Source organism: Dyadobacter arcticus (assembly GCF_011762185.1).
GTDB classification, from domain to species: domain Bacteria; phylum Bacteroidota; class Bacteroidia; order Cytophagales; family Spirosomataceae; genus Dyadobacter; species Dyadobacter arcticus.
The window spans coordinates 72454-88482 of the sequence record NZ_JAASQJ010000002.1; the positions used below are offsets into that span (position 1 = coordinate 72454).

The 16029-nt window shown below is 44.7% G+C and carries 16 protein-coding genes; 8 read left to right on the forward strand and 8 right to left on the reverse strand.

What is annotated here, in order from left to right; genetic code table 11:
- Positions 1–24 precede the first annotated feature (24 nt).
- Positions 25–2862, reverse strand: coding sequence for a phospholipase D-like domain-containing protein (locus FHS68_RS07855; protein WP_167268912.1), 2838 nt, complete (start codon positions 2860–2862; stop codon positions 25–27).
- A 278-nt stretch (positions 2863–3140) separates the two neighbouring features.
- Between FHS68_RS07855 and FHS68_RS07860 the strand changes: the two genes are divergently transcribed.
- The 3 genes from FHS68_RS07860 to FHS68_RS07870 all read left to right on the forward strand — a co-directional run bounded on the left by FHS68_RS07860 (position 3141) and on the right by FHS68_RS07870 (position 5756).
- On the forward strand, positions 3141–4634 hold the full coding sequence (locus FHS68_RS07860; protein WP_167268914.1) for a choice-of-anchor I family protein: 1494 nt from the start codon (positions 3141–3143) through the stop codon (positions 4632–4634).
- A gap of 87 nt (positions 4635–4721) precedes the next feature.
- Positions 4722–5084 carry a VOC family protein gene (locus FHS68_RS07865; RefSeq protein WP_167268916.1) on the forward strand — a complete coding sequence of 121 codons (363 nt, stop codon included), beginning with the start codon at positions 4722–4724 and terminating at the stop codon, positions 5082–5084.
- 261 nt (positions 5085–5345) lie between these two features.
- Entirely contained in the window at positions 5346–5756 is a 411-nt protein-coding gene (locus FHS68_RS07870) for a helix-turn-helix domain-containing protein (RefSeq protein WP_167268918.1), read from the forward strand.
- A 58-nt stretch (positions 5757–5814) separates the two neighbouring features.
- Here FHS68_RS07870 and FHS68_RS07875 read toward each other — a convergent pair whose 3' ends face one another.
- Positions 5815–7149, reverse strand: a complete 1335-nt coding sequence (locus tag FHS68_RS07875; RefSeq protein WP_167268920.1) for a YopA family protein — start codon at positions 7147–7149, stop codon at positions 5815–5817.
- A gap of 395 nt (positions 7150–7544) precedes the next feature.
- Between FHS68_RS07875 and FHS68_RS07880 the strand changes: the two genes are divergently transcribed.
- Complete coding sequence (locus FHS68_RS07880; protein ID WP_167268922.1) at positions 7545–7805, forward strand: type II toxin-antitoxin system Phd/YefM family antitoxin; 261 nt, start codon at positions 7545–7547, stop codon at positions 7803–7805.
- Complete coding sequence (locus tag FHS68_RS07885) at positions 7787–8068, forward strand: Txe/YoeB family addiction module toxin (RefSeq protein WP_167268924.1); 282 nt, start codon at positions 7787–7789, stop codon at positions 8066–8068. Before FHS68_RS07880 ends, FHS68_RS07885 begins: the two co-directional genes overlap by 19 nt.
- A 17-nt stretch (positions 8069–8085) precedes the next feature.
- On the opposite strand, the gene FHS68_RS07890 is transcribed toward FHS68_RS07885, so the two are convergent.
- Entirely contained in the window at positions 8086–8277 is a 192-nt protein-coding gene (locus tag FHS68_RS07890) for a helix-turn-helix transcriptional regulator (protein ID WP_310588554.1), read from the reverse strand.
- A gap of 446 nt (positions 8278–8723) precedes the next feature.
- Between FHS68_RS07890 and FHS68_RS07895 the strand changes: the two genes are divergently transcribed.
- On the forward strand, positions 8724–9104 hold the full coding sequence (locus FHS68_RS07895; RefSeq protein WP_167268928.1) for an ester cyclase: 381 nt from the start codon (positions 8724–8726) through the stop codon (positions 9102–9104).
- A gap of 37 nt (positions 9105–9141) precedes the next feature.
- Positions 9142–9960 carry a 3-keto-disaccharide hydrolase gene (locus FHS68_RS07900; RefSeq protein ID WP_229211817.1) on the forward strand — a complete coding sequence of 273 codons (819 nt, stop codon included), beginning with the start codon at positions 9142–9144 and terminating at the stop codon, positions 9958–9960.
- Between the two features lie 42 nt (positions 9961–10002).
- Here the strand turns inward: FHS68_RS07900 and FHS68_RS07905 are convergent, their stop codons facing one another.
- Both FHS68_RS07905 and FHS68_RS07910 read right to left on the reverse strand, forming a co-directional pair.
- Positions 10003–11781, reverse strand: a complete 1779-nt coding sequence (locus FHS68_RS07905) for a cytochrome-c peroxidase (protein WP_167268929.1) — start codon at positions 11779–11781, stop codon at positions 10003–10005.
- Between the two features lie 68 nt (positions 11782–11849).
- Positions 11850–13313, reverse strand: coding sequence for a PhoX family protein (locus FHS68_RS07910; protein WP_167268931.1), 1464 nt, complete (start codon positions 13311–13313; stop codon positions 11850–11852).
- Between the two features lie 176 nt (positions 13314–13489).
- Between FHS68_RS07910 and FHS68_RS07915 the strand changes: the two genes are divergently transcribed.
- Positions 13490–14407, forward strand: coding sequence for a metallophosphoesterase family protein (locus FHS68_RS07915; RefSeq protein ID WP_167268933.1), 918 nt, complete (start codon positions 13490–13492; stop codon positions 14405–14407).
- Between the two features lie 108 nt (positions 14408–14515).
- On the opposite strand, the gene FHS68_RS07920 is transcribed toward FHS68_RS07915, so the two are convergent.
- The 3 genes from FHS68_RS07920 to FHS68_RS07930 are packed head-to-tail and all read right to left on the reverse strand — an operon-like array spanning position 14516 to position 15851.
- Positions 14516–14983, reverse strand: coding sequence for a hypothetical protein (locus FHS68_RS07920; RefSeq protein ID WP_167268935.1), 468 nt, complete (start codon positions 14981–14983; stop codon positions 14516–14518).
- Entirely contained in the window at positions 14980–15384 is a 405-nt protein-coding gene (locus tag FHS68_RS07925; protein WP_167268937.1) for a helix-turn-helix domain-containing protein, read from the reverse strand. The genes FHS68_RS07920 and FHS68_RS07925 overlap by 4 nt, the downstream gene beginning before the upstream one ends.
- Before the next feature lie 2 nt (positions 15385–15386).
- Positions 15387–15851: a hypothetical protein gene (locus FHS68_RS07930; RefSeq protein WP_167268939.1), complete on the reverse strand. Its 465-nt coding sequence runs from the start codon at positions 15849–15851 to the stop codon at positions 15387–15389.
- Positions 15852–16029: the final 178 nt, after the last annotated feature.

Below are 16029 nucleotides of genomic sequence, written 5' to 3' on the forward strand. Positions count from 1 at the left end.
GAGATTATGAAGATTAGGACATATCTATTGCCTTTCGCCAAGCAATTCGGCCAGTCCAACGCGACGGAAGCCCTCCGGGGTTGCCTCTCCGGGCTGTGCTATCCGAAGCCCGCCCGCGCTTTCGTTAATCTCGTTATGCGTGAGGTTATCCCAATCAAAAAGAAAGACCTTTTCGAAAAACTCGGCGACTTTCCTGTTCCTGACCAGCAGGCTTGCGTCGCGATTATGAAGCGCCCCGCCGTTTGTGATGTTTTGAGAACCCAACAACACTTCTTTCGAATCAACGATAATGCCTTTTGTATGGCATTTCGATTGCAGCCTCATCCGGTCGCGTGAAGTATCAAATCCGCGTGTTTTCAACAGTTCGATCATTTCCTGCTGCTTTTCCAGATCGCTCTGCCGCCCATAATCCTTCGCATCCCGAAAAATAATCTTGACGTCCGTAATCGCCCGCTGTTTTTTGCTGACCGCGTCGAAAAACTCATCGAGTTCTTCATTATTTTCTTTGGTAATATTGAAAGACTGGTTTTGAATGTAAACGCTTCTGGTTGCACGCCGGACCATATTGGTGGCTTGCTTGATAAACAGGCGGTCGCCATCCGCATCTCGGTCAGGTGTGAGCAGTGGCTGTATGTCCAATACTTCGTCAACAATTACTAAGGTATCCTCATAGGTCACGCCGGCGATGCTTTCCTGTCCGACGCCGGAAGTGTCCTGGATAAAAAATTCTACCTCGGGTAACTGAAAAGCTTCATTGATTTCGGTTGGGAATAACTTCGCCTGGGTGAAATCGTAGTCAATGTAGCGTTCGAACAGCCCGGTAAGCTTTTTGTTGCGGATTACCGCGTGCCATTCCCTGTTAAATTGTTTCAAAGCTGGTAGCCCGGTTGGGTTTTCCGGTTGGTTCGAGTTCTTCCAATTGCCGCTCGAAAGCCAGAATTCCTCGCCGTCGCGGGTGGCAACTTTAATGTGGTAAGAATTCGGGATCAGCCTGTTACGACCCCGTGTTGAAGCCCAAACATGTTCAAACCGATCGCCCAACCGCGCTTTCATATCGTTAACCGCAGAAATGGTTGCGTCCGACTCTGCTACTCCGGTTCGCTGGGTAACCATTTTCAACGTGCCACCGGTCCTTTCGATGGCTTCCTCAATGGCGTCACTGATGTGATTGGGCTGCCATTCATAAATGGTTGCTGTAAGCTTGCCCGTGACCCGGCTGAGAAAGGAGCTCAGTGTACTGAAACCGGCGTCGGGACTAACATGAAATATCGCATCCATCTTTGCCCTGATCCTTCTCAAAAACATATCAGAATCCAGATCATCAAATCCAGGTGGCTCCTGGTACCTCGCTGGTGCCGATTTACGTTCCAGCACAGTAAGGTCAATGCCCATGCTATCCAATAAGTCAGGCAAAACCGCCGTCCGCACATCCACGCCGACCCCGAGAATCTCACGGGTAATCGGCCTTTTTCCTGTTCCTAATAAATCGGTCAGAGAAAGCTTTTCTTTCAATTCCACCACAATCACTTCCTCGTCCGTAATCCACCCATTCTTAAACCGGTATCCCTTTCTGACCTTAACGACATCAGGATTTGACTCAAATGTCGTTTTGGCTACTTCCAAGGCCGCGTCCACATTCCCAAACTGACCTGCGAATGGATCGGTCGCAGCGGGAAGCGGCAGAGCGGCCGTTCCGAAAGAAGTAACCACATTTCCCAGCTTGATTGAAATTTCCAGCGGGATCTGCAGATTGATTTTGATCTCAGGAGATTCGTTGTTCACTGGCATTACGAGTTCATTTTGAGGTTTTTTTATCGGTTGAGGAGTCAGCGCATTCTCTGTTATATTTTTTTTAATCTTAGATAAAAGGACTTTCAGGTGAGTAACGCTTACGCCAATGTTGGCAGAATCGTTTAAAAACCCTCCCTGGTGCAAACCAACCGCTTTTCCCGTTTTCAGGTCGATCAGAAGCGAGCCTGAATTGCCGCCGAGTGTGGAGCAGTCGTGGTGCAGCATTTTTTCATCAATGGTTTTGACCTTTCCCGGTGCAAGCCTTTTTTTATCATAAACATCATTTCCGAAAATGCTGATCACCAATTCCTGATCGCGGATCGTATCGTCTTTGGCCGGATAACCAATGGCAGCAATTGCGGATTCGTTCTCTACCGAATCGGCCAATTCAACAGGACTTGGTAATGCCGGCATACCCGCTCCCTGGACGACTTTCAAAAATGCAACATCCGTTTCGCCGGTAGGCGCGATCCATATCACATTACTGATGGGATGTTCCAGGCTATTAACATTGTTTTCTTCCTCCAAAAAATCAATTTTAGAACTAACCGTACCGCCAAGCAGCCCCGGTTTGAAGACGAAACTGGATGTTGCCGCATCGGGTTTTGAAAATAGCTCAGCAACGTGGGCATTCGTAACAATAATCCCTTCCTCGATCATCCATCCCGTCCCTACCCACGACAGGTCGCCATTATTCAGTTCTATGCGCCCCACCGCAGGAATTGCCTTGTTCAAAGCTTCACTACATTGCAACAGAACAGGTGCCCAGGCAGAATTACTTGTATTTCTTCCCAAAAACTCGGTCGTGACTTTATTATCCTTTATTCTGACAACCGGCCTCACTCCTGCAGTGGCGACAATAATCCGTTCACTGGCCACAATACCTTGCTCCTCCTCAATGATACGGACTGTCGTGAAATTGGCCTCTTTTGCCACATCGGCTGTATCCGGCTGATTTTCTACGGCAAATTCCTTTTCAATATTCTCCTTTAACGGCTGGCTCAGGCCAGGGATAACACTTCCATACTCCTCAATAATCCGGCCCAGTTGAGCCTCTGAGATCTGATTCATGGGTTTGTATTGATTTTTTTTGAAGAAATACAAAAGGTACCGTGAGTTATCTACCTATTATAAGAACAGGGGATCATTTGGTTGTTCTTATGCAGCTATATAAAGTTAAAGCGAAACATTTGAGTTAGTCCAAGATTCATGATAAGATAACACGGAACTTAGTTAGCGGTTCAAAATCTAAATTGCCTCAGTGTTAAGGAATTGTTAACCTTTGGAATTACGCTGATTACACATTCTGCTTGTCCCTATTTTTGTTTTTTACTACTCACAACTCGAAGATGAAAAACAAATCTCTACTTGCGCTGACATTGCTGGCAGCTATTCTTAATGGTTGTACAGACCATTTTCCTCAGGATCCTGGATCACCTGCTTCATTTAAAGAAATCACTTCGATTGACCTTGGCGGAACTGCTGCATCGGAAATTTCAGCTTACGACCCGACCACTCAAAAACTTTTTACGGTAAACAATGAATCCGCGGCGACCGTGGACGTTCTGGATCTTTCAAAATTTCCGTTAGTTACCAAATCGCAATCCATTGATATTTCTAAGCTTGGTGGTGTTGCAAATAGCGTGGCCGTATCCAATGGTAAGCTCGCCATTGCATTGGAAGCAATTAATAAGCAGGCCAATGGAAGTGTGATCGTCCTCAACACCATTTCATTGGCAACTATTAAACAAATTACAGTCGGCGCCCTGCCCGATATGGTCATTTTTAGTCCCGATGGCAAATACATTGTAACAGCGAATGAAGGTGAGCCTAACGCTGCCTATACAACTGATCCGGAAGGATCCGTTTCAATTATCGACGTTACTGATAATTACAGTGTAAAGACCCTTACTTTCGGCGCATTTGAAGGTTCGTACAATCAGTTGGCCATGAACGGTTTCCGGGTATTCGGACCAGGCGCAACTTTTGCGAAGGACATTGAGCCCGAATATGTAGCCATTTCAAGCGATTCTAAAAAAGCCTTTGTTACCCTTCAGGAAAACAATGGCATTGCCGAACTGGACCTTACCACTGGAACGATCCTGAAATTGCACCCATTGGGCACCAAAGATATCAGCCAGCTGGTTAATGCCATGGATGCGAGCGACAGGGACAGTAAAGTTGCGCTGGGCACCTATCCCGTGAAATCTTTCTACCTGCCCGACGCAATTGCGTCCTTTTCTACAAACGGTTCAGCTTACCTGATCACGGCAAACGAAGGAGACGCCCGCGAATATACCGCGTTCGATGAGCAAAAGAGGGTCAGCGCATTGACGCTCGACGCCACCGTTTTCCCTAATGCCACCACATTGCAGAAACCCGAAAATCTGGGTCGCCTACGGGTTACAAGTACTCGCGGTGATATAGACAATGATGGAGATTACGATGTGCTTTATGGATTTGGAGGTCGTGGTTTCAGCATTTTCAATGCAGCGACTGGTCAGCTCGTGCACGACTCAGGAAGCGGCCTGGAGCAGGAAGCGATTAATGCCGGTATTTATGATGACGATCGCTCCGATGACAAAGGTGTTGAGCCAGAAGGTGTTACCGTAGCCATGATCAACAATAAACCTACGGCTTTCATCGCATTGGAACGTGTGGATGCCATTGCGGTATACGATATCAGCAACCCCGCTGCCCCGAAATTTCTTCAGATGATTAAAACAGGCGACGCGCCAGAAGGCGTATTGATCATCCCGGCGGACAAAAGCCCTAACGGAAAAAACCTGCTCGTCACCAGCAATGAGGGTGATGGCACAGTAAAGTTTTTTGAGATGTTGTAAACGTTGAAAATTTAAAATGATAAGGCTGCCCGAAACACGGACAGCCTTATTTTTTTTAACTTACATTCCAACTCACCTGTCGCTGCTATGAGATTTACCAAATTAGTCCCAAACGTCTTTTACACAGACATTAACGAAGCGCTGAAATTGTTTGTTGATTGCCTCGAATTCACCATAGGGCATAACGAATTAGACGGTAACAAACCATTTTGTGTGCTTGAAAAAGATGGATTGCGCATTAACCTTTTTGAAGATATAAAGTTGGCGGAAGAGCACAATCCTGAGTTCAGGTTAGTAACCGACGATATTGAGACAGTATACGAAAAAATAGCAGCCAATTTTCCTGAATTTCTTCATCCCAACTTAGCTAAAATCACACTTAGACCGTGGGGAGCCAAAGAATTTGCTTTAATGGATAAACAACTTGGCGTGATTATTCAGCAATGGTAAGCCACCTGCTTCAACGAATAGATTTTCACTTTTAATACACGCGCAATAACCGACAGGCTGCCCTTTCTCCCCTTCCTCCTTCCTCCTTCCTCCTTCCTCCTTCCTCCTTCCTCCCCTTCCTCCCCTTCCTCCCCTTCCTCCCTACTCCCCTTCCCGCCCGTAACGTACATCCCAACCCCCTACGCGGGCCGCCCGTAAGATATCCGAGCACTTCCCCGCAGATTTATATAAATTGCTTTTTCTAACCAAACACCTTTCCACATGGCACATACTACCTCCAATCCAAAGATCCACGAAGGCCGTAACTTGAAGCGATTTCGAGAAATGCTCTCGATCAAACAAGATCATCTTGCGTTTGAGCTCGGTGAAGACTGGAACCAGCAAAAAATCTCGCTCTTCGAACAAAAAGAAAAGATCGATTCCGACATTTTGGAACAAGTTGCGGCTATTTTGAAAATTCCTGCTGAGGCGATTCGGAATTTTGATGAAGAAAAGGCTGTAAATATCATTTCTAACACCTTTGATAATGGGTCAGCTATATACCAAAATATTTATAACCCTATCGATAAGATAATGCAGCTTCATGAGGAGAAGATTGCATTGTATGAGCGGATGTTGAAGGAGAAGGGTGAGATGATGGGGCGGTTGGAGCGGTTGATTGGGGGGAGGTAGGATGAAAGTGTGATGAGATTCGTCCGTCCTATGCGCATGCGTATAGCTAAACTTCGTCTTATTTAAGTCTTGTAGACCAGGGTACAATCTCTCCATCATATTGCGATTGCAAAGTTTGCCTAGATCGATTCCAATATTTGCCTTCGAATCCAAAGTAGTACAGAATTCCCATCTCAAGATACCATGTAAGCACTGTTAATACTTGGATTTTTAATCTTTTAGACGTCTCCACATCATCTCGTGAAGACGCTTTGCCTGAATGAACTAATGAATTTCTTACTTTGACACAAACCGCAGGAGCATCGGGAAATTCCTGACCAATTTTTTTTAAAATAAGGTCGAAGAACTCTGGCGCATCAGAAGGAGCATTAAGAATAGATAGGATTAATCGGATCTTATTTGAGGCAGCAATTGACTCGATGTCTTTTCCGTACAAAAGCTTTTTCTGTTGGACGATAATTTTGTGATATAGAGATTCGATACCAGTTTGCGCATTGATAATTCCCGATTCAGAAAACTCTTGACTTTTTAAAGATTCGAAATACCAATGCAATATAAATTTCATGAAGGTTCGTTCAGATTCGTCCTCCCATAGATGGACAAAATTCTCCCAAATTGCTTCGTACCTGTTTGGGAAATTAAGAACTTGCCAACTATCAATTGGAATGTAAGAATCAGCAACAGAGTGACTATAGTCAGTCCAGTAAACTACACCCTCCGATTTACCTTGAATAAAAATCGGAGTTGTTCTTCTGCCGTTTAGGAAGCTAAAAAATGTAGCAAGCTTTTCCATAAGCTCTCTCTCCTCACGAAGTGAAAAGGTTTTTGAATTCGTTTTTGAAGCCTCCCCAAAGTAAGTAGCGGCATATCCACCATTGCTATTTAACTGTGACATTTTCTGATCGAAGTCGTACATTTCTTGAATTCGAACTTCCACCTCGTTGTCCCTAAATACGATCAAATGAACAAATGAGTATCCAAACTCTTGCTCTATGTGATATTCATTTGTGAGTGATCTAAGATTTGGTACTACGAATTCCAATTTTTGCACTTGTATCGAGGAATCCCCCATTATGGTCTTATTGTCGCAGCTAGCTTCAATATACCAATGTTTAACCAGCGGTTCACCAGGAAGAGGCATCAATGGATGTCGAATTAGCGTTATTTGAACATCTGAGACCATCAGGCCATTTGCCCATAACTCTAAATGTTGTGCCTCCATTACAGTGGGCGGATGAACGTTGGGGTAACCTGGTATCCGCCCCTTGAAAACGGCACCAATTTTAGGAAACCATTCAAACGTAAGGTCACCCGTCGCATCAATTGACTTTGACGAGTCGTGTTTCGCGACGAATCTAACAACACCACTATAAATTATCTCTTGATTATACATTATATTAAAATTAGTATTTCTGTGCATTCTCTGACAAGCAATATGTAAATCCTTACGGCAAATTGAGCTTTCTCCATTGAATGCTAACGGTTGGCCGGCAAATTGGAAAAACCATCATTGAACAGTAGACGGTCGCAAATTGAGCAGCGAAGATGATCGATCACCTTGCCGCGGACTGTCAAAACGAATCCCCTGACATGCAGAGACTTTCGCCAAGAACCTCAAATACATGCGACAATTTACTACCACATATTCCCGACCGGTAATTTGTGCAAGCGGCACCTGCACAAATTAAGTGGAACCATCATCATGGTAAGTTTTCAGTTTTACTTCCTGCTAACTTTCGCAAAAAATACAAAATATCCCTATCTTCGTGTACACAAAGTCGTACACCCATGAGAATTATATCAGCCAGGGAATTTCGGGGCAAGCAGAAGGATTATTTGGATCTTGCCGAGAAAGAACGAGTGATCATTCACCGGGGAAAGAATAAGAAATCAGTTTTACTCACGCCAATTGATGAAAGTACTGAAACTGATGTCTTTTTTTCGGACCTGCAAGTGTTAAGTGCCATAAAAGAGGGCATTGAGGACGTGAAGGCTGGAAGAGTGACTTCCATTCGCGATCTCAAAAACATATGGGCAGATATTCTGTAACCTTCTCTGACAGAGCAAGAAAAGACCTTTTATTTTTACATAAATCCGGCGGGAAGTCACTCGTTAAACGCATCGAACGCATTTTCGAGGAGCTTGGTGCAAATCCGTACAGCGGAATCGGCAAACCCGAGCAGCTAAAAAACAATTTTTCCGGATTATGGTCGCGCCGCATTGATAAAAAGCATCGCTTGGTTTACCAGATCATTGAACAAACTGTTACTGTCTTTGTAATTGCCGCGAAAGGGCATTATGATGATAAGTAGTGTGGCATTGCAATATATCACCCAACCCTAACCCCAATCAACTCCACCCCCAAAGCCTCCTCAATCCGCACAATCGTCTCAATCGTAAAATTGCTATTCCCCTTCACCCAGGAATTCACAGTCTGAGGCGTTACCTGCAATTTCTCCGCCAAATCCTTTTGGCTCATTCTAAGTTTTCGCAGTTGAGCAAGGGTATTAATCGCGATAATCCGAGACTTTTCAAGGGCTTTTGGATTTCCGGCTTTGCGGGCTGCGCGCTCTTTCTATTGGCTAGATTCGGCAGCGGTAACCCATTCTAATTTTTGTAAAATATCTTCTCTCGTTTGCATAGTCATTCAAAATCAATGTATCCCCAATCTTCCACGGTTTCAATATTTAGTTCTTTCAAAAATCCACAAGCACGTCTTTTCAAAACTAGCAAAATTCCAGCAAAAATCAGATTAGAACCTGATTTCTGTGTCTCCTGAATTCAGTCTGGCCGGTAACCACCCCCGTACATTTTCTCGCAGACGTCAGTCGCGTTAGTAATATTTCGCACGCCAGCTTGCCTTCCTATAAATTAACTGTACGTCAACACATTACCTTAAAACACATCAGTAAAACCCTACCATTCCTGCTTTTTACCATTAAATTCATTCATCTAAACTTTTGTGTCATGCGTGATAAAAAATCGACTTTATTGTACCGGTGGTTTGATCAGGTTTGGAACAACAGCAATGAAGATGCCATTGAGCAAATGATGACAAGCGACGCACATTTTCAGGGTATAGACGACAGTTTGCCAAAAGGCGCGGCTGGTTTCAGGGCGTTTTTTAAGCTATTCAATACGCAATTCCACGACATTCGCATTGATGTAGAGGAGGTCGTTTCAGAGGATGACATGGAAACCGCCCGTACGGTCATTTACGCGACGCATGCAGGGACAGGAAAACCTGTCGTCGTGCCGGGGCTCTGCATGATCAGGGTCGATTCCGGAAAAATTGCGGAGGCCTGGAATAGCTATGATTTTGCATCTGTTGATGCGCAGGTAGGTTAAATTTGTCCATTGTCCCAAACCCGTTAAACAATCAGGTATGAAATTTCAAAATCTTATCATTCTGTGTGCCATAACGATGATTTCGGGGATGGTCTCTGCTCAGCAAACTGCGCCGGCCAAACCCAAACCGGGCGGAATGTCTTTTACCGAACCTGATTCAATGGATTTCAACGACCATGCGGGATATGTGTCGCTATTTGACGGAAAAAGTTTGAAGGGCTGGGATGGAAATCCCAAATTCTGGCGCGTTGAAGATGGTGCGATCGTCGGCGAATCAACGGCCCAAAACCCAAGTGGCAACAGTTACATTGTAAACCGGGATATGAAGGCCAAAGATTTTACGCTGAAATTTGAGATCAAAGTCGAAGGAAAAGGCGGGAGCGGGATCCAGTACCGCAGCATTACCGGAGTACCCTGGCTGGCAAAAATTGCTGACAATGTTACGGCTAACGTTGGCCCGGTTAATCTGGACTGGATGATGACAGGGCCGCAGGCAGATTTCTGGCCGAGCTCGCCGGTCTGGACGGGACAATTTTACTCCGAAAACACGCCGATGCGAATTCTGGCCTGGCGCGGACAGGTAGTGGAAGGTTACGGTGAAAAGAGCAAGCGCCTGATGGGAAACGTTGGCGACCGTAAGGCATTGGGAGACGTGATCAAAATGAATGACTGGAACCAATACACCGTGATTGCCCGGGGCGGGGTTTTTATTCACATTCTGAATGGCACGGTCATGGCCGTCATGATTGACGACGATCCAAAATCATCCAATAACCAGACGGGTATGATCGGGATTGAAATCGAAGCGACAACCAAAGTTTCCGTCCGGAATATGTGGATCAAAAAATTGAATTGACCCTCTATACTTTTAAAAATGCGTGGATGCTCTTTCCATTTATCAATCATTCAAACTCCCCATAAACTTAGTCACCAGCCCAATCTCCTTGGGCGTCAATTTCAGTTTATCCGCAGCCAGCGTCTGGTTAGGAACATTCAACCCAAGGCCAGCGCCGCCACCCTCATTGTAAAATTGCATGACCTGTTCCAAGGTAGCATACGCACCATTATGCATATACGGTGCCGTCTTCGCTACATTTCTGACGGTACTTGTTTTGAATGCGTTTTCCCATTGTGGAAACTGGTTATGGGCTCCCCGGCCAGCGTCGGTGTCCAGTTTGGCATTTTTGAAATCTGCATCTGCGGTTACCCCTAACACTTCCGATTCGGTGCGCTGGTAATCGGGCGGAACGGTTCCGTTGAAAAGTGGCACGAAATGGCAGGTTCCACACTTTGCTTTGCCCATGAAAAGATTGAAACCGCTAATCTCCTCCAAAGTGAGCACCTTTTTATCACCCCGCATGTATTGATCAAACCTTGAATTAAATGGGTTCAATGATCGGACAAAAACTGCCAGCGAATTTTGAATGTAGACTGGGGGAATTGTATCCAATTCCGGATAAGCTTTTTTGAAGAGCCTTTGATAATCTGCATCGGAACCAATGAGTTTGGCTATTTCATCTAACGATCCGTGCATTTCATTTTTATTGTGAATCACATCCGCTGCCTGGTCTTCCAGGGACGGTGACCGCAGATCGTAAAACATTGCTTGTTGCAATGCCGCGTATTGGAGCGTCGGCGCGTTTCGGCCAATGCTTTCTTTGCCAAAGCCTTTACTGGTTTTCAGTCCGTCGGTATAAGCCAGCCCGGGTTGGTGGCAAGTGCCGCAATTGGTTTTCCCATTGCCCGAAATCCGGCCATCGTAAAATAGCTTCTGCCCCAATGCGATGCGATCGGCTGTTGAACTAAACCTCGAATTGGAGACAAGTGCTTCTGCATCAAACGCACCCGGATCGAACAACGTTGCCGCGTCGCCTTTTAGAATTTTGCGGTCAAAAACAAAGGGAATGGACGCGGCCTTCTGGCTTTTGTGAAGGCTCCGGCACAACGGGTTGATATGGTCTACAATAAATGCAGCCCGGTCGAAATCATTGAAATTTTTGCTTTTGTTCAAAAACAGGATCGCATTCTCGGCTTGGTCCTGCAATTCCTTTGAATCAGGCATAACGCCCTCGTAAACTCCTAGGTATTGCTGAAACGAACGCAAAACCTGCTTACTTTCTTCCAGCGCATTTCCGGAGGCGGGGTTATCAAAACCGGAGATCCCCAGGGTAATCAGCCGGAAAAGTTCCAGGCGCAATGCGTCCATTACGTGGGCATCGGTCAGGCCGATATCTACCCACAACATTTTGATACGTTTCACATTGACCTGCAGTTTTCTTACGTGCCGGATCAACTCCTCCTTATCTATCGGCTCGTCCGTGTAGATCAGCTCTTCAATGACTTGCAGACCGCCCGGCTCAAAAACAGCATTTTCCTCGTCTTCCACTTCATCCAGCGGCGCACCATTAACCATTCTGACGGTTGTAGGAAAAAAGTACTCAGAGAAAGCTTCTGTTTTTTTGTATTGCAACCGCAGTTTGAGGAATTCCTCGCGAAGCTTTTGCTTGTCGTCCAACGTCCTGACAAAGCCCAGGAAACCTTCATTCCTGGCAATCAGCGTTTTCAGGTCATCATCAAATTGGGTGTAGACAACATCTTTCGGGCTTTTCTGCGACCCGCAGCTTAAAAACGTAAGAATCGAAAAAACTACAAAAATCAGACGTGGGCAAATCTTCATATCCCTATAAAAATAATAGAAGGCCCTTCGAAAAGGGCCTTCTGGTTTCATTTTTGTTGAAGAAGTAATTATTGCTTGATCCCTCGAACAATTACGGTCTGGCCTCCTTCTTTGTTAGTTGAGATACCGCTGCCGTCTGCTCCCTTGTATTTTTCGTCCTGCCAGGTATGCGGGTGTAAATTAATCATAAACGTTTCAGGGATTCCCACAACATCGGAGATGTCGATCATTGCGCCATATTCCCAGGAACTCAATAGATTGCTACCTACCGAATTGTATTTCGCATTGAAAGTTGGATCATTTCTGCGGTGGTTCATTTGCAGCATGGCTTTGCTTTCCTTCGTAGCAATATTGTACTGCCAGATTGTTCCGTCATGGTCGTTGAATTTGTAGAACGAATCACCGTCTTCCTGCACATAAACAAAGTTTTTGGTCACGCAGATGTTATCCGGATTTACAATGAAGCTTCCAGGCTTATCTTCGCCATCCATGATAATTTCGAGTTTTCCTTTCAAAGGGTTGGTCGGATCAAATGTGAGGTGGTAAACCCGTCCCCACATGTTTTTGCCAGCCACCGGCGTCACCTTATCCGCCTGGCTTACACCCGTTGCAGTGAAATAAATTTGCCTTCCTGCACCATTTCCGCCTTTTGCGTAATCGATATCCTCAACACGGGCAAACTGGATCATTTTTTTGTCCACCGTCTGAGTCTGTAATTCTGTTCCTGTGCTGGTCTTTACGTTATCAAATGGAACAAACTCAACATCATGAATCTGTCCTTTTTGCATATCTGTCTCAACGCTTTCCTTGTTAGTCCGGCGTAAAGCGTACAATTTTCCATTGTTCAGATCGCCAACCACGTCGGATACATACAATACCAATTGGCCATTGGTATCATCTTCACCAATCACGATCACCGTTTTTCCAGGGAAAGCGTCTTTTGGCAGGGGAACTGCATTTTCAGCGTTCCATTTTCCAAATGCACTCACCGTTCTCGTCTTATTTTTTTTGTCTGCTGGCGCAAATGGGTCGATAGCATGCGTCATCGATTCCGAGCTGCTTTCACCGGCGGTAAGGAAAACCGGCCCGAAACCGTGCTCCTGCGGGGTTGCCAATGTTGCAGAACACAAGCGCCACTGACCGCCTTCCGCATCCACAATGTACTCTCCTTTTACTGGTTTCAGCTCTTTGTCGAGATACACCCGCGAAACAGAGAAATGGATCTCATGGTTGTTGATCATTACGAATCCTTCACCATTCGGGTTTTTTACAAATGCACCTCCGTCGGGCTGGGCGCCGTAAATGAAACTAGGTGAGTCCTGAAGAACATCGTCCGAGCTAATCAATGTGGTGATCTTGAGATCTCCGAAGCCAGGCATGGATTTGATCAGGGCCGGATTTACAGACCTGTCGATCAATTTGGCAGAATCGACCGGAATGTTGTGATCCTGAAGAGTGCAGCCCAACGTAAGCGCGGTTAAAATCAGCGCAGTAGCTCCCGCTGTTTTAGTTTTGGTAAAATACATATGCATGGTGAGATAGTTTTTACACAAATCTAGCGGAAGCGTTGCTGCCGCGTTTTACCCAAATGTTATGCAATTGTGAACAAAGGATAATAGCGGCGCATTAGATTGATTAATAATCATATAACCTTTGATTAACACAGGATTCATACGGATGAGGGATCTTTGCAAAACATGCTATTGCTATGCAAAGAAGAAACCTGTTGAAGACCCTGGGACTGGTAGCTGGCGGATTATCGGTTTCAGCATCTGTACATTCAGCACCTTATCTACCTAAACGGGTCCTGCGCATCGCCCACCTGACCGACATTCACATTCAGCCTCATCTCTGGGCGGGCAGGAGTTTCGAGAAATGCCTCCACCACCTTCAAAATCTGGATATTAAGCCAGATTTTATATTAAATACCGGAGACTCCGTGATGGGTTCTCACAGCATTTCCAAGGAAAAGTCTGCCAAAGAATGGCAACTCTATCACAAAGTGATGGTTTCGGAAAACAGCCTGCCGCTGATCTCCTGCATTGGAAATCATGACATCTGGCATCCGTCCAATTTGGAAGGTACTTTTCAGGACGGGAAGAAACGGGCAATGGATGAAACGGAAATCACGAGGCCGTATCAAAGTTTTGACAGGAACGGATGGCATTTTATCATGCTGGATAGCGTTCAGCCCAGACCGGAGGGGGCAGGATATTTGGCCAGTCTGGATGAAGCCCAGATGGGTTGGCTGAAAGAAGATTTAAAAAACACGCCTCCACATATGCCTGTCATGGTTGCTTCGCACATTCCTATCTTATCTGCAAGCGTATTTTTTGATGGCGACAATCTAAAAGAGGGAAATTGGGTTGTGCCGGGAAGCTGGATGCATATGGATGCGGCACAGATCATTAAGCTTTTCAACCGGCATGAAAATGTAAAACTGGCTGTAAGCGGCCACATTCACCTCCTCGACCGGGTCGAATATAACAAGGTAACCTATTGCTGCAACGGCGCCGTTTGTGGCAATTATTGGATGGGAAAGTACAAGGAAACCACACCAGGTTACGCGATTATTGATCTTTTCAACGATGGGTCGTTTTCTAATGAGTATGTGAAGTATCATTAAAGTTTTCCGCGGATCAGCCCTTCAAGACTTGGTTGTCACACACCTAGAAAAACAAAAAGCCCTGCAAATGTTTGATTAGAAGGGCTTAATTGATTGTTACTATGCTCGTTAACGTTGATATAAAACATCAACTTTGACTAATTCCTCGAAACCAGATACAAGTTTCATCGGATCAACCAGAGGTAATAACGCTCCGTGAAAAGCTGTTCCCTTAGCGACTGAGTCGATAAGACCTCTCGCCGTTGAATAAGATAAATCAAAGATTGAAAGCATCAATTCGGCATTCTGTATTTTGTGATCCGCTAGACCAAGCACAATGTCAATGTTGTTAATTTTGAAGACAGTACCTATGGTCGTTTCCAGTTTGATAGAATCTCTATCAGCATTTTGATGATTGGCCAAGATTTCTATTTTCCATGTGATCATTAGCAATCTTAAATCACCAGTTTCTATTTGAACTTTAAACTTGTCACACTTGAAAGAATAAGATGCTATTAATTCTTTGGCTATGGTGTTATCTATGGACAACTTATCCAGGCTGGCGTCAATTATTTTGATATCGACATTATTTATCACAACGATTCTGATAGAGAATATTCCACGAATTTGTTTACCCTTTCGGTTTTAAGATATGGCACGTTCAGGTTATCTAAGCAATTTTCACAATCAACCAATTCGGCTGTTGGATTTTTATCGATGTACTCAAATGAAATATTATCCAGATTGTCACTTATGACTGCCATGATAACTTCTTCTAAAATAACTTCTAGGTGGGTAATGGTTTTAATGGTGAAATTATGAGTCCCAGAAAGCCATTTGCTTACCTCGGACTCATTTTTGCCCAATATATCTGCAAACTGCCTTTGACTTAACCCTTTTCGAGTAAGAATTTCAAAAATTCTGTCTGAAATGTCAAAGCTCTTATCGACAAATCTGCCGATTGATTTATCATCTGTTATTGAGTCTAGTCTAGTCATTGTTAAGATATGTCTACAAAAAGCTCCCCGAACAAATCCATTCCGTCGAAGGAGTATATGATATCCCTGTCTTTAATTTTCTCCACAAAAGCCTCGTCCACTGCGTTCATCAGTTCCATAGCGGCGTTGGTTTCCTGCCCATCTTGCGCTGTTTGACCTCTCTTCTCCCCGCCGCCATCTAAAATGATGAGATTGTCGTGACAACGGATACAATAAATTCTCAATTTTGAGAAGTGAGCTGGTCCGGCATTTGCCCTTCTTTCATGCCTAAAATAATGCTCTTTCGCGCCGCGATCTTCGAGGTTCCTAATCCAATTCTTAATGATTAGAATATCCTCTTTAAAACCTGCCTGCCAATATTTTTTCAAGAAACTATCTGTCTCATTTTCAGTGTTTTCAGCAAATCTGACTGTATAGATGGATAGTTTTCTGTTTTTAGAATACTTCTGAAAGTGTATACGCTTCACTTATAAGTTAAGTTCAAATATAGAGCAATTATTTAGATCTTAAATATGGCCAAAGTCTAATAACTTGCCATCACAATGGGTAATCCGTTTATTATCCGGAGATCCAAAGGGCACCGGCAAAAGTCGATTGAGCCGGGTGGGTAAAACTTAATATGAAGTTTGTCGCCGGAAGTCTTAG

Excerpts from the sequence above, each read along its gene's own strand:
- FHS68_RS07855 (WP_167268912.1), bottom strand. The coding sequence starts at position 2,862 with ATGAATCAGATCTCAGAGGCTCAACTGGGCCGGATTATTGAGGAGTAT.
- FHS68_RS07860 (WP_167268914.1), top strand. The coding sequence starts at position 3,141 with ATGAAAAACAAATCTCTACTTGCGCTGACATTGCTGGCAGCTATTCTT.
- FHS68_RS07865 (WP_167268916.1), top strand. The coding sequence starts at position 4,722 with ATGAGATTTACCAAATTAGTCCCAAACGTCTTTTACACAGACATTAAC.
- FHS68_RS07870 (WP_167268918.1), top strand. The coding sequence starts at position 5,346 with ATGGCACATACTACCTCCAATCCAAAGATCCACGAAGGCCGTAACTTG.
- FHS68_RS07875 (WP_167268920.1), bottom strand. The coding sequence starts at position 7,149 with ATGTATAATCAAGAGATAATTTATAGTGGTGTTGTTAGATTCGTCGCG.
- FHS68_RS07880 (WP_167268922.1), top strand. The coding sequence starts at position 7,545 with ATGAGAATTATATCAGCCAGGGAATTTCGGGGCAAGCAGAAGGATTAT.
- FHS68_RS07885 (WP_167268924.1), top strand. The coding sequence starts at position 7,787 with ATGGGCAGATATTCTGTAACCTTCTCTGACAGAGCAAGAAAAGACCTT.
- FHS68_RS07895 (WP_167268928.1), top strand. The coding sequence starts at position 8,724 with ATGCGTGATAAAAAATCGACTTTATTGTACCGGTGGTTTGATCAGGTT.
- FHS68_RS07900 (WP_229211817.1), top strand. The coding sequence starts at position 9,142 with ATGAAATTTCAAAATCTTATCATTCTGTGTGCCATAACGATGATTTCG.
- FHS68_RS07905 (WP_167268929.1), bottom strand. The coding sequence starts at position 11,781 with ATGAAGATTTGCCCACGTCTGATTTTTGTAGTTTTTTCGATTCTTACG.
- FHS68_RS07910 (WP_167268931.1), bottom strand. The coding sequence starts at position 13,313 with ATGCATATGTATTTTACCAAAACTAAAACAGCGGGAGCTACTGCGCTG.
- FHS68_RS07915 (WP_167268933.1), top strand. The coding sequence starts at position 13,490 with ATGCAAAGAAGAAACCTGTTGAAGACCCTGGGACTGGTAGCTGGCGGA.
- FHS68_RS07925 (WP_167268937.1), bottom strand. The coding sequence starts at position 15,384 with ATGACTAGACTAGACTCAATAACAGATGATAAATCAATCGGCAGATTT.